Source organism: Aquimarina aquimarini, from assembly GCF_900299535.1.
In the GTDB taxonomy this organism is placed as follows: Bacteria; Bacteroidota; Bacteroidia; order Flavobacteriales; family Flavobacteriaceae; genus Aquimarina; species Aquimarina aquimarini.
This window is the reverse complement of the sequence record NZ_OMKE01000056.1, coordinates 31,328-55,561: the sequence shown is the minus strand read 5'-3', so window position 1 is coordinate 55,561 and position 24,234 is coordinate 31,328. Positions and strand designations below refer to the sequence as shown.

The following is a 24,234-nucleotide window of genomic DNA, read 5'->3' as shown; positions in this document are numbered from 1 at the left end:
CCAAAAACGGTCAACTCCTTAGAGATGAATCTACCTATTGAGCATTGGTATTAGTTCAGCTAGGTATCAATTTAGAATAGAATTGATGTAATCAGTAATTTTAAAAAATACAATTGTTTTTGGGTAACATTTTATCTTTTTTACACTCCCTTATTTAGAACATGCATATTACTATATGCAAAATAATTGGAAACAAAAATCAATTTATTGTATTACACTTAAAAACTAAAATCATGAAAAAAAGTTTTTTTTTAATTTCAACACTATGTCTATTAGCATTCTGGGGATGTGCTACAGATGAAGAAGTAATCACAGAGAACACCTCAATTTCTCAAGTACAGACAACAAAAAGCACTGCTCCAGAAATCATTCCTTCTGAAAGAATTTCTAATCAGGTCGTCATTCATTTCAAAAATAAAAATATCCCAGAAGAAGAAAAGCAGGTAGTGCGATCTAAATATGAAGATAGATTTAATTTTTCTATACAAAACATTGAGACTTGTGATTGCGATAATGATGGTTTAGAACTATGGACAGTGCAAGCTGTTAATGCAAAAGGAGCAATAGAAGAATTAGTAAAAAGTTTATCAAACAATCAAGAAGGTGAAAGTGATATGGATGGTAATTATCAGTTTTCATTTCAAATATTGAATGATGCTATATATGCTGGTGGTCATTCTAGCTCCTTAGAACAAAAAACAGTGATTAGTAATTCTAAAGATGCTGTAAACATTGCCATTCTAGATACTGGTATTGATTATGATTATTTCCCTGAAAGATTTTTATATAGAAGTTCCTCACCAAATGGGTGTACTAATGAAATATCAGGTTGGGATTTTATAAATAACGATCATGATCCTAGAGATGATAATACTCATGGTACATTTGTAACCAAGATAATAACAGATATATTAGATCAAAATAACACTCCGTATCAAATTCTACCAGTAAAAGCATTTGATCAACACGGCAAGGGTACTTTCTGGTCTGTAATTTGCGGAATGAACTACATTGCTAAAAAACCTGGTAGATTTATAGTAAATACCAGTTTTGGGTATTACGGATTTCCTAATCAAAATATTCTAAAAAACATTATTGAAAATGTCAAAGATAGAATGTTATTTATCTCTTCTGCAGGTAATGAGGGTATTGACACAGATCTATTCGGTAATGAGCATTTTCCTTCTAGTTTTGATTCTTATAATCTACTAACCGTTGGTGGATATATACAACCAGATGGCGTAGCTACCAATATTGATGCCCATGGGTATATTCACGGTTTATCAAAAGCTCCAGATTCTAATTATGGATTCTCGAGTATTGATGTACTCGCACCTTTCTCTGGATATCGTATGAAATTAGTCTCACCAAATAGTATTATCAAAATATTGACACAAGGTACTTCTTTTGGTAGTGCTCTTACATCAGCAAGAACAGCTGGATTATTTTTCAAAAACAAAACACTGTCTCCAGTTCTTCTTAAAAAAGCAACCATAGAAACTGGATACAGGTCAAGGGGGCTTTTTGGGATCATTAAAAATCAAACTATTATTGTAAAGAATATGATAAATTCTGGAGGACAAACACCTGTACCTACTCCTCTACCGCAATCATAAAGTAATTCATATAAGAATTTAGTTATCCTAAAAGAGCTGGCAATAGATTTATATTTTCATATTTTTAGTCCATGAATTATAAATCTATTGTTGGTTTTCTTTTATTTTGGATACTTCCTCTCACCAGTATTGCCCAATACCAAAAAGAACTATCTCTTCTTATCAATGCTGATCTAGAACATATTGCTAAACAAAAACAATTAGATCATTTTTTTGAAGATAACGTTCAAAAAATGTCTCCTCAAGAACTCGCTGACTGTTATCACGATTATGCCTATCAATGGTGTTATAAACAACAATGGAAAAAAAGAAACAAAAAGTTTTTTTTGGATACAGCCATTACTATTTTTCAGAAATCTGCTACTATAAAAAGAAGTGACTCTCTCTTAAAAAATTACTCCTTAAAACGTACTTTATACAACCTGGGAGTCATCTATTCTAACAAAGGAGATTTCTTTGATGCTATAAAAGCATTTTCAGAAATAATAGAGATTAAAGAAATTGACAAAAAAACAATTAACGCATATCGTGGACTTGCAAAAACTTATACAAGAATTGGAGATTTTCATAAAGCATTACATTGTTTTGATCGCTTGATTACATTATCTCAAAAAAAGCCAATACACAAAAAACAACTTATACAAGGGTATGTAAGACAAGCAGAAACATATGCTTTGATGGGCTACAAGGAACATGCTTTGCAAATCTATTATAATATCGACAAAGCAGATTCTTTAATCAATCAATGGGATTTCAAAAACCAAAGTTTTAACAATGATATCAATCAAATTCGAGGGAATACATTGCTAACAACAGGAAAAGATAAAGAATCACTTACTTTTTTTAATAAAGTTCTCAAAGGGTTACAAATCAATGATTCTATACGATTAGCAGAAGTCTATAATAGTATTGGTATCGCACAATTACACCTTTCTAACCATAAGGAAGCTAACTTAAATCTACAAAAAGCACTATCCTACAATCCTAATTTTACTCCTGCCTATGAAAACATGGGAGATCTATATTGTAGAAACAATGAGTTTCGCAAAGGATTATTGGCCTATCAGAAAGCAATTTCTTTTTGCGTTTCTACCACATTACAACTACAATATGATAGTTTGATGAATCAAGAAGATCTGGATCTGGCGATACATAAATATGATTTGTTACACCATCTTATCCAAAAAGCAAATGCCTGGATTCAATACTATCATTATGACAAAAATAAAGAACACCTCATACAGGCATTGAGAACTTTTTCTATTGCTGACAGGTTGGTTGATATTATTCGTTTTGAAAGCTCTGAATATAAATCTAAGTTATACTGGCGAGAACAAGGAGCATCTTTATATATAAAAGCAGTAGAAACTTGCTATTTGCTCAACAAGCCTGAAAAAGCATATTATTTTATGGAAAAAAATAAAGCGCTATTACTATTGGAGGATATTACAAATGAGCAAGCCAAAGAATACGCTAAACTTCCTGATCATATTTCTAAACGAGAATTTGCTCTAAAACAAGCGATACACCTTTCTGAAAACGAATTAAATAACACTCAAAAACCGTCTAAAAACACCTTGCTTTTTTTGAAAAACAAAATTTACAAGAACAAACACATTTATGAAAAATTTATAGACTCATTGACACAAACATTCCCTGAATACTCATCAAATAAACAAAAGATTGAAGTACTCCCATACGAACTATTCAAAAAAAAATACATTTCTAACAAAGAGGTTGTACTACATTATATTCTTAATGATCGTCAAGGATTCGGGATACTAACTACCGTAGGTGGCCCCACTTTTTTTAAGATTCATGATGTAACCACTTTACAGGAGGATATTACTACCCTACGCAAGCAATGTTCTCATTGGTTTTCTGATCAAGCCCAGCTCTCTAATTTCCAAAAAAAATCACATCACATTTTTAAGAAGCTAATTCCTGATATCATATATTCTCAAGTTCAACAAAAAAATCTAACCATACTACCAGATTATACGCTACAACAAATTTCTTTTGAAACCTTGACCACCTCTCCAAAAGCACATAGCTATTTGATAAAAGATACAGAAATCAGATACACTTATTCTATGTCTTATCTAGATCGTACCAAGCAAATAAAAAGGACTCCTGAATTCAATTTCATGGGTGTGGCCCCAGTAACATTTAATTCTTCTAAATTAAATGACTTGTCGCTTAGTAAAAAAGAAATTACAGAAATATCATCTATGCTCTCTGGTAATATGTTACTAGAGAAGTATGCTACAAAAGCTAACTTCTTAGATACAATTCATCAGTATAAAATTATTCATCTTTCTACACATGCTGATGCAAATCACAGAACCACACCATGGATTGCATTTAGGGACACAAAGATGTTTCTAAATGAGATTTATGCAACTCATAATCAAGCAGACATGATTGTGTTAAGTGCTTGTAAAACCTCATCAGGGGTACTTAAAAAAGGAGAAGGTGTTATGAGTTTGGCAAGAGGTTTCTTTTACTCTGGAGCAAAAAGTGTTGTTTCTTCATTATGGGCTGCCAATGATAAGTCCAACCAAGAATTAATGATTGATTTTTATAAAGGATTGGATCAAGGTATGACAAAATCAACTGCTCTGCGTAATGCCAAATTAAAATATATTCAGACACACAAAGGTAGTGAGTTATCTCCTTTCTACTGGGGTGCTTTGGTGCTTATTGGTGATCACAAGCAGATTTCCCTATCTCTACCAAACACGACAATACTATATGTAGCTATCATCATCATGATAATAATAGTACTTAGTATTTTTTATATACGAATGCGAAAGAAAGCATCATCATAAATCACCTTGTGGTAAACTCACCAAAAGTATTCGTTTAAAACAAACCTTTAGTTTTGAAGTATTAAAATTTCACTTGGTGAGTACAGTGCTACACTTCTTTTTTTAAAGAATACTCTTTCTTTAAATTACTTGGTAAGTACCCAAATTTTCTTTTGAAAGCGGCTGTAAAGTGCTGTGGATTTTTGTACCCAACAGCATAAGAAATTTCTGCAATGGTCAACTCTTCTTCAATAAGCATTTTTTTTGCTTTTTCCATTCTTATATTCGTCAGGTATGAAAATATAGGTTCTTTAAAAACAAGTTTAAAATTGGTTTTCAGCTTATGTTGATTAATCCCTGATAATTTTGAAAGCTCTACTATTGTGGGTGGATTCTGGATATTTTTTTGTATCAGTTCCTCTGCTTTCAATATCTGCTCATATTCCTCTTTTTTTAATCGAACACTTTTTGTCTTTTTCCTTTTATTTTTTATCTGTGTAAATAAGTAACTAAAGATTTCTATGATTTTAGATTCCAAATACACTTGTTTAATTTCTTTTTCATAAGAGCAATTTATGATATCATTGATAATAAGCAGTAAATGAGAAGGTATTGGTTGGCTCTCAGGAAACATCACAAATGGTATTTTTTGTTGTAATGCCACTCCAAAATCGGTACTTACTTCACCAAATGTATCTTTAAAAATTTTCTTTATATATTCTTCTGTAAAAACAATTTCTAATGATTTTCTCACCTTAGAAGTATACTCTAATGTTCCTTTTACTTCGGGTAAATAAAAAAAGTTATAGTGCCCGTCTTCAATAATAATAGGAATACTTCTTTTATTTTTGGGTTTATATTCACTACTACCTTGTAATTCAAAATGAATTTTCAAAAACGGGAAATCATGCTCAACTTCCATATTGAGAGGAGGTACAATCGTTACATTAACAATATCAATATTAATACCATCTAATAAGATTTCACAATTTTCTCCTTTTAATTCATCAATATTTATGTTTGTTTTTTTTTCTTCAATGGCTTTAGTACGTAGCCCTTTCCTCTGCTTTATTATCAGCTTTTTACCTGGATAATTCTCAAATTCGAACGTTGATTCCATTACTCATTTGTTCTTAATTCGTTATAAATACTTCTTTTCCCGTTAGTGATTATTCCCCAAATCAAGTAATTTTGTTATATTTATTAAGTCTAAATTATTTTTGCAAAAGTACAATAAAAAGCCTCAGATCGTCTAAAAACTCGGTTATTCTTTTTGTCTAACCTATATGATATATATTCATTTTAGATGCTTTTTCTTCTCTAGATTATCTTTTCAATCTTATTTTACAAAACACTCCTAGATGCATAAATAACAACACCTTATTAACTAGTAACTAACGCATGTCATCTTGTTATTCTTTATTGTTTATGATATAGATAAACAAATACCATTTACAAACACTATAAATACTTTCTAACTCATAAATTAGCTGTAAAAATTCAATTTACAGTACATTCTTATAAAATTCTATTATTCAATTCGACTTTTACCCCCTCCTAAACGCTATAGATTATACAACATTACCCATACAAACATGTAACATTCTTTGCATTGTTAAATAAAACCATTTTTTCCTAAACACTTTTAAATAATTAAAAACCAACACACTAATCACTCTCCATCTATTACTTGCATGTATTTATGTACATCACGTATACTTTTTGTAGTGGCATATTATAAGTTGTTTACTATAGGCATAAAGTACTTTTGAAATAACAAATTTTAGTATAAACCAATTTAAAAACAATTTTAAAACAAAAACACATGAAAAATCTATTAAAAATTAGTTATGTCTTATGCTTTTTATTCTTTTTAAACTCTTGTGAAAAAGAAGAAGATAACATCGTCGATCCTCAATTAAACGAATCTATCTCAGAAGAAGTAGCACAAGAATCTGATACGATCAACTATGTCTACGGTCCTGTTACAAAAGTAAAGGATGATATTGTCAAAAAACATAATACACCTCAAACTATCGAAGGAAAGTGGAAGAAAGTAACTAGAGACCACTTACGGAAATTATCTCAAAATGCAGACATCAATTATTTACACCATGATGACATGTTAAATAGATTTACTTGGGCAATCAACAAAGGAAGTACCCGCCCTAAAAGTGTATCTGTAAATGACCACAAAATTGGACCTGGCGTCAATCCTTGTAATACATATGGGTGGCATACGGAAATGAGACCAAAAGGAAAAGTAACAGCCATAGACAATTCATCTCCTACAACCGATTTTCAGCCAGTAAAAAATGCAAATGCAAGAAAAGATCAAAACAGATCTGGAAAAGCCAAATATATGAATTTACCAGGTGAATGGCGTATAGAAACCTATAACGAATCAAGTTGGAGTATAACTGGATCAATTAATACCGAAATAGGGGCAGAAGTAGAGCTTCCTTTCTTTAAGTCATCGATAAAAGTTAATGTTGGGTTAGCTAGAACTGATGGTCAAAAGGAATATACAAAAATAACTGAAATTGTTAAAAATCCAGACCCAATACTAGTTCCTCCAGGATATTATGGTAACTGGGAGCTTGTAGAAAGTCATAAAAATTATAAGTCAACATGGAAAATTCCTATGGAGTTTAAGGGGTATGTAGGAGCTGATTACGGCAAAAAACATGATGGCCATTATTTTTGGGCTGTTTCTGCTAATAAATTCTTCTATGAGTATACACAGCGTGATAGACATTACATTCTAAATATGGATGAGGAATATGGAAAAGTGCTGATGGTTCGAGCATGGGTTTCTAAGTATTAGATACTATCTCATAAAATGTAGTAAAGGGTTAGATAAAGACATCTAACCCTTTTTATGGTTTTAACAATTATTGGTTTTTGATTTCTTCTAGATCTTTTAAACCCTTGCATTAAAGCTCAAGAATATAATTTACCAAACTCTGCTCTCTAGATAAACACAGTTTTTTTCTTAATCTATATCGTTTAATTTCTACACTTCTTACAGAGATATTGAGTAATGGGGCAATTTCTTTAGACGATAAATTAAGCCGTAAATAGGTACAAAACCTTAAATCATTGGGGGTCAAATCTGCATGTTTGGCTTTTAATTTATTTAGGAAATCTCTATCGGTATTATTAAATGCTTCCTCAAAATGTTTCCAGTCGTCTTTATGGTTCAAATTTTTATCAATGATTTTTTCAACATTTACAAGTTCTTTTTTTCTGGTTTCAGATTTTTGAAGCTCTTTTTTGATTTTATTAAGGATTTCATTTTTCTTAACAACATGCATTGTAGATGAGGCAAGTTCACGATTTTTACTTTCTATATCCTGAGATAATTTCTCATTAGTAAGCCTCATGATTTCTCGTTCCTTTTCTAATTCTTTGAGCGCAAGCTGTTTTTTATTCTCCTCTATCATTTTTTGGTTCTGCAAAGTGTAGTATCGTTTATACATCTTATGAATTAAAAATAACACAAGACATATGGATAAAAAGTAACTCCACATTGCTAGTGTAGATAAATACCAAGGGCTGTTTATTCTAAATGAATACTCAGCAATATTTTCACTCAGTTTATTCCCTATTTTAGCTCTAACCATAAATGTATACTCCCCATAAGGCAAGTTTTCAAAAACAACCTGAGAATCTGGTTTCCAACTACTCCAATTCTCATAAAACCCATTGAGTTTATATTGATAATTAGAGCGTAAACACACATCATACTCTGGGATAGCATAAGAAAAAGAAATTGTATTTAGATCAGCATCAAAAACAGCTTTTGTAGCTAGCAATGATATATCCTCGAACTCTGTATTCTTATTTTTTACAGATACCTTATCCAAGATTATAGTATTCTCTTCAAATTTTATTTGAGACAGATCCAATATCATATACCCGCTAGTGGTTCCAGATAGATAAACGCCTTCCTTGATTTGGGTGATATTCTCAAAACCAAACATTTCTTTTCTTAAAGACCTTGAAATAGGTATTTCTGTAATTTTTAGTTCGTCTGAAAACTGGCTTGATGAGATATACCCAATATTATCTTGAGAAAAAACCCACAATCCTCCTGTATTATCTTTTATAAGTTTTCCTGTGTGATATTTTTCATCACCAGAAATCTGACTTATAATACTTTCTTTTACAAAGCGCTTTGATTGTTTATCATATACAAAAACACCTCCCTCATGTGCATATAACATATATTCTTTGTATGTAACAATGTTTGAGTTTTTCCCCTTAGGTATTGAAGGTTCTTTGGTATGATCCAATATTTTATTGAATTCCTTATTCATTTCAACTTTGAACAAACCTTTATATTCATGGTTTATCCATATTTCTTGACCTTCTATTTCTATATACCTTGCTGAGTAATCAATACCTTCAATCTTATGTTTAAAATCCCATTTCCCATCCTTTTTTTCAAATAAGCATAATCCAGTATATGTTCCTTGTAATAACCAGTTTGGATGTTCTGGAATCGTTTTAAAAATCCAGCCTCCATTCACTGTAGAAATCGTCTTAGACGTATTGTTATGAATAAGAAAGGTACCCGAATCATGACCACAAAAAAGAGTATTATCATATTCAAAAAGACTCCAAACCTGCCCTTTTGTTCCTTCAATACACCTAAACGGGTCGTTGGTATTCATTTTTTTATAAAACAATCCTTGATTCGTACCCAGATACAGTAAATCTTCAAAAACTATTGAAGCATATACAGTCCCTATATTCCCTTCATAATCATTAAAAAACCTGATAGGAGATTTTATATTTATACAATTAATTCCGTTATCCAACCCTAACCAAATATTAGTATCAACATCTTCAAACAATGACAAGACTGTATTATTATGTAACCCTTGATGTTGGTTAATTTGATGTATAATCTCTCCTTTTGGTGACAGATACATAATTCCTTTGGATATGGTACCCAAAGCAAAACTTTTATCTCTTAACTGTATCCCACTATATACTTTGGCGGTTCTTATAATCTCATCTGCAGGAATCTCCCACTTGCGAACACCCTCATCATTTGACCATGTATAAAATCCAGTGCCTTTTGTAAGCATAAGAACTCCATCAGAAATCTGAAAAATATTAATCACTTGATCATTGTTGGCAATAGGAAAATCTGTAAGCAGTACGGGCTCGCCTTTTTTAATTTTTAAGATGCCTCTTGTAGTATCTTGATAGTAAATCTCGCCACCAACAGTAAACATACCTTGAATCCCATTTTTAGATTTTATTATATCTATTTCTTCGGTATCGGTATTGTATATATAAATTCTATCTAGCGATCTAAACAGTACTCGATTTTCATGATTTACAATACCCCAAAATTGTTCATCTTCTAGTAAATTATCTTTGATCTCATCACTCAATGAGTTGTATTCTAGTTTTCCGAAATCGTTCTTTATCCAGTATCCAAAATTCATATAAAAACCTGTATAGATACGATCACTAACCGCTCTTACAGATCGCATTACTGTTTCATTTGGTGTTGGATATAATACCCATGTCGCCCCATTAAATTCTAATAAGCCCTTATTATTTGCTACATAGATGTATTTATTATTAGATTGAGAAATAGACCAATTTTGAGTTTCTCCACCATAATTTTCTGGCACATATGTTTCTATAGGAGGTAACTCTTGTGAGGATAGTAGTATGGGAAACAAAAAAAGTAACAATAAAAATCTTTTTTCTCGAGAAATCAAAGTATCGTTGACAAACATGAGTAGGTGTTATAAGTATGGATATAATGGAATCCTCTATAACAGTATGCTTTAAAGAAGTGATCATTTCATTAAACATGCTATTGTTGTATAATATACTGAGATATAATTTACTAATCGTACGTATTATAATTACATCAAATAAGCAGACATTATATAAACAAAGTGATCGTAAATTCCATTGGGTTACAAAGTTATGTTACATAACTTTTAACTTTTTATATTATTGTAATATCCCCCATAATTTCAGGGTTAATTTCCCTCATTTTCTTAAGTAGAAATATGAAGATTCGTTCACAAAAACCTAACACTTTTATTTACAACCACTTAAACCACACCTCTCTTCCACTCTATTCTAAACTATTATTTTATCTCGTTCTTTTGAATACAAAACCAACCTCTGTGTCAATCTGTATATTCTATCTATTATCAAAAAAAATAATCAGTTGTTCATACAATCAAGTGTATAAAGAAATTATACATGGTTTATTCTAATAGAAATAAAGCAATACACCACAAAAAACACTACAACATTACCTCTACAAAAAGGTATATGACTCTACTTTTCTCATTTATTTTAAGACTCACAAACTCTTTAAAGTTGTACTATAAAGGAGGTTAATGAATAAAAAAAAGAAAGCATCCTATTGTATACTTTTTGTTGCAACCTATTGCACTACATCTACACAATGCTTTTCTAAATTTACTATGGTCAGAAAGAGGAATATTAATAAATAAGAACAATAACTATTTAATCTTAAGAAACATTATTTATGACACAAATCTCTGAGGTATTCACAAAGAAAAGAATAGCCTTGACACCTCGTATTCTTATCTAATTCAACTACATCAATAGCCGTTTTACTCAACCTATAATCGATGAATAAATACCTATTGAGTACCTGTGAACAAACCAGAGAATTATTTCCATAAACTAACTTAATAACACAAATCAAATGAAAACAATTAAAACCGCATTTTTTATACTTTTTTTGATACTAATAAGCCCATCAGCTATCTCTCAAAACTGGAATTTAGTCTGGCAGGATGAATTTACAAACGGAATTAGCCATGATTGGGTTTTTGAAACTGGAAATAACTCGGGCTGGGGAAATAAGGAATTACAATATTATCGGCAAGAAAATGCCAATGTAGAAAATGGTAAGCTGGTTATCACAGCAAAAAGAGAAGATTTTGGTGGACAACAGTATACTTCTGCAAGAATGAAAACTCAGGGAAGAAAAAAGTTTAAGTATGGTAAAATAGAAGCCAGAATAGCCATGCCTACAGGTCAAGGATTGTGGCCAGCTTTCTGGATGCTAAGTAGTAATATTACTACGCTGGGGTGGCCTGCTTGTGGAGAAATAGATATTATGGAGCATGTAAATAGTGATCCAGAAATTCATGGCACCATACATTGGAAGGACGGTCAAGGAAATTATGCGTCACACACTGGTCACACAGCAGTCACTCCAAACAACTATCACATCTACTCTGTTGAATGGGATAAAAACAGTATAAAATGGTTTGTTGATGGACACCAATATAATGAAGTTGATATAAGTAATGGTATTAATGGAACCAGCGAGTTTCATGACGAGTACTTTGTATTGTTCAATTTGGCAGTTGGCGGTAAATGGCCAGGTTTTGTAGTTGATAACAACAAATTACCTGCTCGCATGTATGTAGATTATGTGCGCGTATATCAAGATAACACAGATAACCTTCCTACTCGTATAGAAGCCGAAAATTATACTGCTATGAAAGGAGTTCAGGTAGAAAATACTGCTGATCATGGAGGAGGACAAAATGTAGGATGGATTGATACGGATGATTGGATGTCCTATCACAATATTTCTATTCCTGTTTCTGGATATTATACAGTGCAATATCGTGTTGCCAGCATGTATGGCGGCAACCTCTCTCTTGATATCAATGCAGGAGCCTCAAAGCTAGGTGAAATAACTATTCCTGCAACTGGAGGATGGCAAAATTGGGAAACAATTTCTCATACCGTTTATATAAATGCAGGAACCCATAATTTTGGAATATTTGCTTCTAAGGGTGGATGGAACCTCAACTGGTTTTCTATAAAAGCACAAACTTCTAAAACCAATGACACAAAAAATAGTTTGACAAATACCAATACTTTTCTAGAAGAACTCTCTATTTACCCAAATCCATTCACAAATTCAATTCAATTCAATACAAATTTGAAAAACACAAAAGTAATTATCCTCAATGCTTTAGGTCATAAAATGATGACTCCAAAAATAAATCAGGCCGAAAATACGATGGATCTTTCTCACCTTCCTAAAGGGCTATACCTCCTCACTATTGAAAAAGACGGAATTAAAATAACAAAACGTATCGTCAAACAATAATAAGTATTGGTTACTTGACACCTTTTATTACAACAACTTATAAAGGAGATTCTTTATGATTCGTCAATCATTTGAAACTGTATAAAAAAAGTTATCTCCTTTTTTTAAATCTATTTAATCTTTTAAAATCAAATACCAATGAAAACTAAACGTAAAAATAAGTTTACCAATATATTCTTTATTGGTTTATTACTGCTTTTGTGCTCTATAACACAGGCACAAACATTGCCTTATGAAATTGCTAATAACTCTAAATATCCCGACAACGAGGTTTTTATAGCCATTGTAGGTATTACAGATGGCCATGTATGGGTAGACCCTGTAACCAGTCAAGTACATCCCATGGACCTTTCTAACAATACGGTGCAAGGACCTGTTATTGGTGGTAATCTAGGTCCTGGACAAGATGGTAAATATGCCAACTGCTTTCGTAGATTAAGTGATATCCCTAATAAAACGATCCAGATTCCTAAAATAGCAGGTTGCCGGATCATGATCTCTTTTAAAAGTCAGTTATATCTTTACTTTTTTGGCCACTCGGGAAGTCCTAGCGGGTATTCTGCTCCAAATCTAACGAATCCAACAGATCCTAATCAGGGAATTAAACATGAGCTGATTGAATTAACACTCAACAATCATGGTTTATGGTCTAATACTTCAAGGGTTGATTCTTACCAATATCCTATGGGTCTAGAAGTTTGGGGTGATAACTTTTATAAAAAAGTAGGAGAATTAAAGAAGCACAATGAGATTATCGCTCAATGGCAAACAACAGCTCCTAATGAGTTTAAAAACTTGTTAAACCCATCAGAAGGAGCTATTCATTTCCCTACCAAAGTAGAAGGATTCCCGAAAAGTTTTATGGATGGCTACATCAATGATATCTGGTTTAAATACTCAAATGAAGAACTTGCATTTACATCAGATGCAGGTATCTGGAGAGGAAGAGTACAAAACGGAAATCGATTTGTATTTCGTCGTGATAGTGACGGCCAGATTGCCACCATCTCAGGAAAACCAACTACGCTAGAAGCTATGGAAGGAAGTGGTGTTATGGCATCAGGAGCACGATGGGATTTGGTAGTACAAGCACAAATGGTTGCAGCAATTACACGACATGCCGTTGATTTGAATGTATCATCAGGAGTACTACAAAATTTTGGAGATACATCTAAGTATTATCAAACATGGCCTTATAACTGGTATTCTAAATTCTTTCATCAACCAGAGATTAGTTTTGAAAGTCAAACTTATACTTTTGCCTATGATGATGTTTATAATCAATCTGCCACTATTCATACGCCACATCCAAGAAAAGCAAAAATCACTATTGGTGGTCTTGATAGTCGTCCGCAAGGATTTAGTACCCTAATTGAAGCAGAAGATTATGTAAATTCTTATCAAGTTAAAAAAGAACAATGTTCTGAAGGTGGACAAAATGTAGGATATCTTACCAATGGGTCATGGATGATCTGGGATATTGATATCCCATCAAACGATTCTTATAAAGTAGAATACAGAGTAGCTAGCCCTACAAATGGTGGAGTTATTCAACTAGAAAAAGCTGGAGGACAAAATATCTACGGAACAATAAGTGTACCCAATACAGGTGGGTGGCAAAACTGGCAAACCATATCTCATACTACTAATCTAACGGCGGGAACACAACAGATAGCTATTTATGTTCCTACAGCAGGTTACAATGTAAATTGGCTAAAAATTAGTAGTACTAACAGGTCTTTAGAAACTATTAAAAACCGTAGCAAAAATAACAAACAGCAACTTGTGGTGTACCCAAATCCTTTTGATAATCAAATTAAGTTAGAGTATAGCGGTAAAGATGCACAAATCACTATTTTTAATAATTTAGGACATAAAGTAGCATCTTATAATGCGCTACCAAATACACCTATTGATCTATCTAACCTTGCCAAAGGTTTGTACTTTGCTAAAGTAGATATTGACGGTCGTATCATAACAAAACAACTGATTAAAAAATAGTTTGATTTCGTATCAACCTATCTAGAACAAAACATTGAATAAAAATAGGGCTGTCTTTTTAGACAGCCCTATTTATTTTATCTCTATCGAGGCAATAGGTTTAAAAATTAGTTTCGATAATTAATTTATTCCTACTTGCTGTGGCAAAATCCATTAAAATTGCCCCATAGCGACCAGCTCTATTATGATTAAAATAATTTGTTATTTTAGGGTTGATATTGTTGGATACTTTAGGAATACTAGGGATGCCAAGCCAGTTTGATTGATATCCACTGGTAAAATTAATGTACATCGTTCTGCGGTTTCCATTTTTGGCATCAGATAACAAGCTTGTTATCTTATTCCATTTTGTACCATTACTTGATATCTTGTATCTATCTTGTATTCTTAAAACTTCTTTGCCATTGTTTATGGTAAAAGTGGTATTATCTTTCCATTTGGTAACGTCAATACCTTTGGGTTTATTTCTTGCATGAAACCTTCTTAGCAATACAATTTTTCCTCTTACAGTATTTAATGTGGGAATATGCTCACCCAAATACCATTTACTAGCATTCTTATTAATGTAAGAATCTAAAGTAGCTTCAAATGAGCGATTATTATTACTAGGATCGTGCTCTTCTTTTACAGACATGATAATGGTCTCTGTAGGATTTCTATTTAAAAAATCATAGCAATAATTTACTACATCAGTAAAATTAAGCTTTTGATATACTGCTCCATGATGTATAGCAAAGTTATTATTTATGTGCCTACATCTGATATCCAAAAACCGAGTCCCACTGCGTAGTTGTTCTCCGATAGTTAAATCTTGACATTTTGCTGTACCAGAAAAAAATGAAGAGTCGTATCTTGCTCCAGAGTCATGTGTACCTGGAATACTCAATGCAGAAAGATTTGTGTTTCCATTAATCACTCTCATCCAACTTGACAAAGAATAATTAGGGCTATTTTTTTTGACATCGCTTGTTTCTAGTGAGGGATTAGAAATAATAGATTCTAAACCATCGTCCTTTTCGCAGGATTGAAAAAGTAAGGCTGTTGCTATTACTAAAACAGCCTTCGTAATAAAATTGGTTTTCATATGTATTAATTTAAATTGGTTTCATTTTTTAATTAGTAGTATAAAGACACGATAGGGTTGAATGTTTTCTAATATCCTGTTATCTATCTATGTTATTAAACCCAAAAAGGGTTGCATATATGTATTTTTATACTAACTCAAAAAACACTTACAACCCTATTGGTTAATTCCACAAAAACTAAATCATTATTTCACCTCTATCGTACCACCATAAATTTTTCAACAATAGAAGATTTATTTTCTGTAACCTTAAAAAAATAAATCCCTTCTGGTAAATGAGTAAGGTCTAATCGCAAATCACTAGAATTACTATTGGTAATATGTTTAGGTTTTCCAATCGCTCTCCCCATTAGGTCTATCACTTGTAATGTAATGCTGGAATTTTCTTTAATTTTATAATCAATGGTCAAATAATCATTTACAGGATTAGGGTAAAAACTTAAACCAGATAACGTTTGCTCTATACCAGATCTACTCATTACCGTCGTGTTTTTCTTAAACTTCACCCAATTAAAATTAAAAGATCCTCCGTACAGGTTAAGTCGTAACGTTTGTTTGCTTCCAGAATTAGTAATAGCTACATTAGGAATGGTTACATCTCTCCATGATTGCCACCCATTTGTATTTGGAACAATAACAGACCCTAAATTGGTTGTTCCTAACTTAACATCTATAGATTTAGTAGAATTAACTGGACTAGCGACTCTACATGTAATATCATAGTTTCCTGTTTCTATATTCGCAATCGTATACTCAAGCCATTCACCATCTTTGACCCATCCTACATTGGTTCCTTTTCCTATATCTGTTGTATTTTGCACATCTACCCCTTCGTTAAGTCTTCCTTGGTTACCATTATTAGAAATATCTGTATCATGATATGCAAAACCTTCTCCACCAATATCATAATCTTCTGCCTGTATAATACCTGGTATTGAATGCACTTTGTGGGCTGTATTTTTTTCAAATTTCACCCAATTAAAATTAAAAGACCCTCCATTAAGATTGAGTCGTAACACCTGATTAATCGTAATATCAGTAATCCTAACATTGGTAATGGTTACATCTCTCCATGATTGCCATCCATTTGTATTTGGTACAGCAACAGTACCCAAATTGGTTGCTCCTAATTTGGCTTCTATAGATTTAGCAGTAGTAGCAGTACTAGCAACTCTAAATGTAATATCATAAGTACCTTTTTCTATATTGGCAATCGTATATTCTAGCCACTCACCATCTCTAATCCACCCTACATTGGCACCGTTTCCTTCATCGGTCGTATTTTGCATATCTACTCCCTCAGTAAGTCTTCCCTGATTACCTCTATTGGCACTATCAGTATCATGATATGCTATATCTTCTCCCCCATTATCATACTCTTCTACTTGTATAATTCCTGGTATTGAATGCTCTTTGTATGCGGTTTGCTGATTTGTAAGTTCTTCTATTTTGAAATCCAATATGCCAGAACCCCAAGATCCAAAACGAACGGTATTGATAGAAGGGATATAATCTACATCCATTGCATTAAAAAAACCAATACCTTCTGCAATAGAAAACCATTTTTCTTTTTCTACTACAAATACATATGGACCTATATCTGTACCTGCAAAAACGTATTTTCCATCTGGGGTAACTACCATACCTCCAGTTTGTGCATCTTCTCCATACGGAAAATCCCCTGTAACATCGATCCAATTATTTCCTCCATCTTTGGATAAGATAGATCCTACATCATTGGTACTAGGAGCACAAAACAATATCCAGTTATTTGTAGGGATAACCACACCATCTCCCATATCTCCACGACCACGACCTCCTCTGGTTTTTTTGTAAGGAGTTGCAATTGCAACTCCAAAAGTGTCTCCTCTATTTTTTGAAATATGAACCTTCCCATCCTGAAGCATAAAGAGTTCATCTGGGTTTTCCCAACCCTGAGCAAGAGCAGCTATTTGATTAGTTCCTTTGGTAATTGAATGACCAATCAACTTATTTCCATTTACGGTAGCTCTATTTAATTGCTTTGTTAGCATCCATATTCTTTGATCTGGCTGATCATGATCTATATGCATTTGAATCCATGACATATCAGTTCTTTTGGGAAACTCAACAGAGGGGCTTGAATTAAACTGTCCCCTAATTTCTCCGATAGATTGAAAATCTCCATTATCTCCATACACTTTTACTGGCCCCCATACTTTTGCACCATGAGGATACCATTTCCATACATTTTTTCCATCATAACTCTCCATAGGCGGCCCATCCCCTCCAATGCTTTGATAAAAATCCAATACATCTCCTGTAGTTCCAGGAATGATATTCCCACTACCTTGATCTTGTGTACTATAATTGATATGATTAGGATCATTAGCTCCTGTGAATAAATTTTTTCTGTAAATTAAAGGTGTAATCGTATTGAGGGTAGTAATATTAATAAAATGGGCATTTGCGTATCCAGAATTATCAAAAGCTACTCCAGGAGCTGGATAATCTGTCCATTCTTTATAAGAAACAAAAATTCCACCATCAGAACAGCGAAGAGAAAGAAGATCTCCACTACTGTTGTAAAAGAAATAAAACGATTGAAAATCAGGATGATAATTGAATCGGATACGGTTATAATAATCTTGTGTAGATAAATGATTTCCGTTTTGATATCTCCCCCAACCTGTAATATTAGCAGATGTAGATTCAAGTCCATTGGTTGATACCGCTGGGCACACATAGCCTCCAATCACAATATTTGCGTTTTCTGGATTTGCGGCAAAAAACCTACCTGAACTCATTGCTGTTTCGTCTTTATAAGCTCTGCCTTTAGGATATTTCTCACTCCAACTTTTTCCTCCATTGATAGATGCCCAGTATTTTTTATTTTCGGTTACGTACAATTTTCTAGAATCTCCACCAATACTAAATCTAGTACTACCATGGTTTGATGTATACGATCCGTTTTTGACAAATGTTGTTTTACTTGCATTTAAGGTGTAGAAAGAACCACTTCTTGCCAGGTATAATTGGTCAGCATTTGGTTGATTAGAATACCTTGGGGTATACAAAAAAGAGTTTTTAGAATCATTGAAGCTTTGTAGAGAAGTAAAACTAACTCCAAAATCGTTTGAAACATAGACAGATTTGTTATTGGTAACATAGATAGTATGCTTGTCTTGCCTATTGATCGCTGAACTTGTATTTGATTCGGGGAGTCCTTCTGATTTTTCCCAAGAATTCCCTTCATCATCAGAATAATATAAAGGCCCATTTTCTACATGAGCTATTAATCTGGTGGTTCCATTTACTTTAAAAGCAAACAAGTTTTGATATCTATTTGGCCAATTAGCAGTCAATAATTTAAAATCATCCCCTCCCTTACCCTTTTTTGGATTGTACACTGTTCCTTTATAAATGTAAGATTTTGAATTGTACTCCTTTGGATAGTGGTTATAGGTTACACCATAAACAATATCTGTACCGTCCAACATTTCTGCAAATACAAATGCTCCTGGCATATTTTTAGGGCCTCTTACGGTCCATTTTCCTTGTAAGTTTCCATCTGCATAAGTAGTATTAGAACCACTTTTACTTTTAATAAAAGATTTGGATGTTACAGTAAGTTTTTTAAGAATTTTTTGATGACGTGCCGCTTGTTCAGGGGTCCATATAGCATGCTTATCTGGGTTATGTTCTTCTTTTTCTTCTTTCTCTTTGAATTGTACAACAGGATAATTCGTTATTTCTTTCTTTTTTGTAGTACATGACCACTGTAATAGTAATAGTACAACTATAATCAGTGATGAAATTAATTTTTTCATTAATAAGAGTTTTTTTTGAACTTAAGTTTATAATTCTAAATTGAATATTTATGTGTGGATTATGAATAGGGCTAACAAACATGACATACATACATCAGTAATGTATGATACATGCTTTTTTTAGAATTCATGAGTTTTAATTGAGTACTTATTCTTTAAAAAAATTATTGTTCAAAAATAACCCAAAGCTCTTTTGAATATCATAGTACTTACCACTACAAAAAGTATACATGGGGTAATAAGACATGCGTAAACATGAATAAAAAAGATTATAAAACCCTCTTATTCAAAACAAAAACAGCATTATCAAGGATTCAAAATGAATTAATAAATGTCTCTGATAATAATAAGACACCATATAGATGTATAGGTAATGTTGTGGTAAAAATACTTTTTTACAAGTCGATTTCTGATCAAGATCAAAAATCATATATGAATTAAGAATAGAATCTTTACAAAAACTCAATAATCGAGAATTAGTAACTTATTTCACCAAAAATACGTTCCGATGGGTCAAAAAGACGCTCCGTTTAATAAAAAACACAAAGTTTTTAACCTCCAGAGTTAAAAATTCAGCTTTATGGGTTGAAATTTTAACTCAAAGACCTAAAAATTCGACCAGCAAAGCTAAACACTTCGTCAAAAAGACGCATCAGAAGGTGTTTTGAGCTAAATAGAGCATCTAATAGCCTCACTGATGGGGTAGATATTGTTAAAACTTTGATGATTACTACTATAATTTTATCAACGCTTATGATTTAGATACCCTTTATACCAAATAGTTTTCTTAAGATTACTAAGACGAATATTTAATGCTTTTGTCATAAAAATACTAATACGTATGTTTTATAGAAGACAGACAACCTAGGGGTTTGCTCATAAAGTATTCGTGTGGAACATGCATTTAAATTCCAAGCAAGCCTCGGAGTATTAAAATTTCACTTAGTAAATAACCAAAAAAAAATAGGTTGGTCAAAAAATGATTTTTTGACCAACCTATTTACTGATTTAGCATATACACTTTATAGTATCTAATCGATTATATTTTAGAAACTATACGCTTGCTTTTTTTGTTTTTATAATCTTTAATAACAGTATCCAAAAACGTAAATAAAAGCGTATTCATAAGATCAAAATCATTTTCCTTCCTTAAGGTCTCAATAGAATCAACATATTTTCTTGAGTTGAGTACTGCAAGCTCTTCAGTAGAATTTTCAATTAATCCTTCGATACAACTTTCATTAAACTCCATATGGCATTGTAATCCATAGACCAAGTCTGCATATTCGATAATCTGCCTAGGGCATCCTTCACTATAAGCCAAAACCTTGGCTTCTGGAGTTAATCCAGCCATATCACCATGCCAATGACCTACAACCGCATTGTCAGGAAAATGAACAAGTTTTGGATGTATATGCCCCTCTCTGGTTTTCATTATCGGAAAATAACCAATTTCTGGTTCTGGACTTTTTTCTACAGGAGCACCTAATGCTTGCCCAATCATCTGCGCACCAAGGCAAACACCAATAACCATTTTTTGATGATCTATAAAGTTTTTAATCAGTGCCATTTCTGCTTTAGCATCAAAATAAGAACATTCTTCTTTGGTTGTATTGGGGCTTTGTGGACCTCCCATTACAATTAACCCATCTAGATGATTGATCGTCGTTGGTAGTTCTTCATTTAGATATACTCTAGAAAAAGAAACGTCATATCCTTTGTTTGAAATCCAATCCTTTATTGCACCAAGGCCTTCAAATTTTTCATGAATAACAATATGTAATTTGATCATAGTAATAAGTTTAAATTATGTTATAGAAAATTCATGCTCAAATGTTGATTGCATCAGGTCTGACACATATTTTAGAATATATGATTTTTCTTTATTTTTTTCTGAAGCCGCGTTATATATATCCCAAAATTCGTTTTCAAATTTATCACTAATCACCCCATCAGAGAAAATGATATTTGATATACTTCCTATCTTAGGCATTGACTTTTTACGAAAATTTGTTCTAAGTATAATAGTAGGGTGTTTGATTTCATAAGATAATTCAATCACCTCTTCAGTTAAGCATAAATTATAATTAGAATATCTAGAGATAGCCAACAGATTAGACAACTGCTCCATCACTTCATCTATAGTCAACTCCATATCAAAATATTTTGGATTCATTAAATATTCCTTTAAAGAATCTATAGCTATAATATGGTATCTGTTATAATTATTTATGTGACTTTTCCAAGTTTTTATTTCTTCCTCTCGCAAGGATACAACTTTTTTGATTTCTGCATCAGAATAGCCTTTTTCTGTATAAAATCGAATAATTGTAGACATTGGCAATGTAATCGTTGGCAAATATGATTCAGCCGTTAGTATGTCACCCTTATAGTTTTTTAAAACATGATTTATCTCTTCCTGCTCTTTGGTTAATTCATCGTTGACCTGTAAACTAACCAAATTATTAACCTTTTTTTGTATATAAGGAGTCCACTCATATGCATCAGTTTCTCCTAACTGTGCAAAGAAAGGTTTACTGTTTTCTATAACTATAGAAGTTAACCAATGTATATTAATTGGTAAAACGTTCTCTTTTTTTGAAGCCTCTATGAACTCTTCTTCTTTACTCTGATCATAAGAGAGATAGAAAATAAACTCTGCTCCTTGCTGTGTTAGATACTCAATCCTTTTTTCTAAATCAAGATTTTGATCTTTTGCAGACTGACATATAATTCCCACTTGAGTTTTTATTGGTTTAACAAGTGCAAAAATAGCCGTATTATGATCTAATAAGGATAAATTTCTTAGCAAAATTCTACTGTTTATTCTAGAGATCATTTTCATCCAATGATGAAATGTTTCTATGACTTCTTTAGCATCTTTTTCTAGTAATAAATCTATATTAGAGCCATCGGATTCTGGTGTAGATATAAATGCTACTATTAAATCCTTAAGATTTTTTGTGGTGTCGGTTTTCATATGTTTTAAGAGTATTTATTTTTAGGTTAAAAAAATCCAAAATAGAATCACACAATCAAAAATAACTGTACACTCAAATTTGTTTAAATTTTGATTATGTGATAAAAAATGATTGTTTGTGAAGAACAATATTACACAGGAACTTTTAACAACTGATGATTACTAAAAGCATTTTCAATTTCTTTGATCTCAAACAATTTACTTTTCTTAAGCATGTTTTTAGTAGGAAAACTAGATTTTCTAACTCCTTCTATTATTTCTTCAGAGCTTAAAAGGTCATCTAAAATCTCTTCAGACTCTTCTTCAGAAAAAAACTGTAGTAATACTTGTTTTAATACGTGAGCATCTGGGTTTAAAAAACCTAGCATCATCTTAGGGAGTTGTTCTCCTATTGTAATCTGCAATTCTCTAGGCATTTTTGGCCATAAAATCTCAAAAAAGTGCTTAAAATAAGCATGATGTTTCCCTTCATCTGTAGCGTGATCAAGAGCAAACTCTCTGATTCCTTTTTGAACATTTTCATCATTAGGCAAACCAGTTAATGTTCCAGTAATTAATGTTTCTGAAATGATAACAAAAAAGACTTTTATCATTTTTTCAAGCTCCTTGGGTTGATTAAGAATAATCGCATCGAGCTCTTTTAGAAACATAGGTTCTAATCTAAGGGATTTAATGTTTGTGTAATCCTCTATTTTTGAAATAAGTGAAAACGCCATTTCTGCATGTGCCCCTTCATCTACATAAATTTTTAATGCATCATCTTTCATTTCCTTGGATAACCAAGGTAAAAAAGAAGGCATTCTAATTAAATTACAAACTTCGTTTACTGGCCCCAATTCTAGCCAAACTGTAAACTCTAAGTAATTATAAAGCTCTAATACTAGTAAAGAATCAATTTTTTCCTTAGGCAAACTAGCAACTTTTGGGTGTTTTAGTAGAAGAGAAAGTTCTCTAGAATAGAAATCTAGACCTTCTTCAAAATCTTGAAGAGTAGGATGAGTGTTTAAATGAACAATAGCAGTGTCTTGCCATTGTTTGAACCTAGAGATATACTCTTTTGTTGGTCGTGACATAATTTTAAAGGTTTTAAGATGTTATTGATATATAAAATGTGTCTTGATAAGACCTTTGGTTACAGATATTATCAATCAACATGAAAATAAAATTTTAACAAGAAAACAATAGTTACTTAATACAAAAGCAAACCACATGTTTTTTTGATACAAACGAAATTATTATAGCATGAGCTTTATTTAACATATTTTAAATCATTTCTTTACAGATGTCATTTAATTACATTAAAAAAGTCAAGACAATTAATAATTTTATTTTAGGTTTAAAAAAATTGAATGAGAATGGAATTGATATCAAATCCCTGTGGGTATGATAAAACAAATATTTATATCATCATAACAGGTTCTAGATTCAATTTGTCTCCTGAAGGAGTTTCTCTGGTATGAATTCCTGCCAAGTGATCTTTTGTTATAGAGAAACCTAAAACAACAGATGACTTGAGTCTTTCTCTATCAGTATGACAAAGTCTTACATCATACCCTTGCTCATGAGTGAGAATATCAAAATAGACATCTCTTAGCGGTATTTCTAAGGCATAAAATATATCTGAAACTTCTTTTGATAGCTCAAACTGAGATTCCTCTTGAGAAGTGTTTTTTTCAGAATAATTAATCCCATCTCTAGAACAAGATTGCATAGAAAAAGTAGAACGGTTAAATGCACTAAATTTTAAATAATTCATAATTATATGATATTATATGATTATCAGTC

General features: G+C 32.1%; 14 protein-coding genes. 6 read left to right on the top strand and 8 right to left on the bottom strand.

Features of this window, described 5'->3' with window-relative positions:
• Nucleotides 1-233 precede the first annotated feature (233 nt).
• Nucleotides 234-1,616, top strand: coding sequence for a S8 family peptidase (locus tag DG508_RS18925; protein ID WP_159090930.1), 1,383 nt, complete (start codon nt 234-236; stop codon nt 1,614-1,616).
• Nucleotides 1,617-1,687: 71 nt separating this feature from the next.
• Entirely contained in the window at nt 1,688-4,447 is a 2,760-nt protein-coding gene (locus DG508_RS18920) for a CHAT domain-containing protein (protein WP_108869649.1), read from the top strand.
• A gap of 88 nt (nt 4,448-4,535) precedes the next feature.
• Here the strand turns inward: DG508_RS18920 and DG508_RS18915 are convergent, their stop codons facing one another.
• Nucleotides 4,536-5,546 carry a helix-turn-helix domain-containing protein gene (locus tag DG508_RS18915; protein ID WP_108869648.1) on the bottom strand — a complete coding sequence of 337 codons (1,011 nt, stop codon included), beginning with the start codon at nt 5,544-5,546 and terminating at the stop codon, nt 4,536-4,538.
• A 705-nt stretch (nt 5,547-6,251) separates the two neighbouring features.
• Here DG508_RS18915 and DG508_RS18910 point away from each other — a divergent pair.
• Nucleotides 6,252-7,253: a hypothetical protein gene (locus DG508_RS18910; RefSeq protein WP_108869647.1), complete on the top strand. Its 1,002-nt coding sequence runs from the start codon at nt 6,252-6,254 to the stop codon at nt 7,251-7,253.
• 109 nt (nt 7,254-7,362) lie between these two features.
• On the opposite strand, the gene DG508_RS18905 is transcribed toward DG508_RS18910, so the two are convergent.
• On the bottom strand, nt 7,363-10,191 hold the full coding sequence (locus DG508_RS18905) for a helix-turn-helix and ligand-binding sensor domain-containing protein (protein WP_108869646.1): 2,829 nt from the start codon (nt 10,189-10,191) through the stop codon (nt 7,363-7,365).
• A 956-nt stretch (nt 10,192-11,147) separates the two neighbouring features.
• Between DG508_RS18905 and DG508_RS18900 the strand changes: the two genes are divergently transcribed.
• Nucleotides 11,148-12,575 (top strand): carbohydrate-binding protein, encoded by a 1,428-nt coding sequence (locus DG508_RS18900; protein ID WP_108869645.1) that lies wholly within the window; start codon nt 11,148-11,150, stop codon nt 12,573-12,575.
• Nucleotides 12,576-12,713: 138 nt separating this feature from the next.
• Entirely contained in the window at nt 12,714-14,576 is a 1,863-nt protein-coding gene (locus tag DG508_RS18895) for a beta-1,3-glucanase family protein (RefSeq protein WP_108869644.1), read from the top strand.
• Between the two features lie 100 nt (nt 14,577-14,676).
• Here the strand turns inward: DG508_RS18895 and DG508_RS18890 are convergent, their stop codons facing one another.
• A complete protein-coding gene (locus DG508_RS18890) occupies nt 14,677-15,660 on the bottom strand; it encodes a phosphatidylinositol-specific phospholipase C (RefSeq protein ID WP_108869643.1) in 984 nt (327 codons plus the stop codon).
• Nucleotides 15,661-15,857: 197 nt separating this feature from the next.
• Nucleotides 15,858-19,469 carry a carbohydrate-binding protein gene (locus tag DG508_RS18885; RefSeq protein WP_108869642.1) on the bottom strand — a complete coding sequence of 1,204 codons (3,612 nt, stop codon included), beginning with the start codon at nt 19,467-19,469 and terminating at the stop codon, nt 15,858-15,860.
• A 255-nt stretch (nt 19,470-19,724) separates the two neighbouring features.
• Between DG508_RS18885 and DG508_RS21120 the strand changes: the two genes are divergently transcribed.
• Entirely contained in the window at nt 19,725-19,910 is a 186-nt protein-coding gene (locus tag DG508_RS21120; protein ID WP_159090929.1) for a hypothetical protein, read from the top strand.
• A 598-nt stretch (nt 19,911-20,508) separates the two neighbouring features.
• Here DG508_RS21120 and DG508_RS18880 read toward each other — a convergent pair.
• The 4 genes from DG508_RS18880 to DG508_RS18865 form a co-directional block, all read right to left on the bottom strand.
• A complete protein-coding gene (locus DG508_RS18880) occupies nt 20,509-21,261 on the bottom strand; it encodes a glutamine amidotransferase-related protein (RefSeq protein WP_108869641.1) in 753 nt (250 codons plus the stop codon).
• Nucleotides 21,262-21,276: 15 nt separating this feature from the next.
• Complete coding sequence (locus tag DG508_RS18875; RefSeq protein WP_108869640.1) at nt 21,277-22,449, bottom strand: hypothetical protein; 1,173 nt, start codon at nt 22,447-22,449, stop codon at nt 21,277-21,279.
• A 131-nt stretch (nt 22,450-22,580) separates the two neighbouring features.
• Nucleotides 22,581-23,522 (bottom strand): diiron oxygenase, encoded by a 942-nt coding sequence (locus DG508_RS18870; RefSeq protein ID WP_108869639.1) that lies wholly within the window; start codon nt 23,520-23,522, stop codon nt 22,581-22,583.
• Between the two features lie 326 nt (nt 23,523-23,848).
• Entirely contained in the window at nt 23,849-24,205 is a 357-nt protein-coding gene (locus DG508_RS18865) for a hypothetical protein (protein WP_108869638.1), read from the bottom strand.
• Nucleotides 24,206-24,234: the final 29 nt, after the last annotated feature.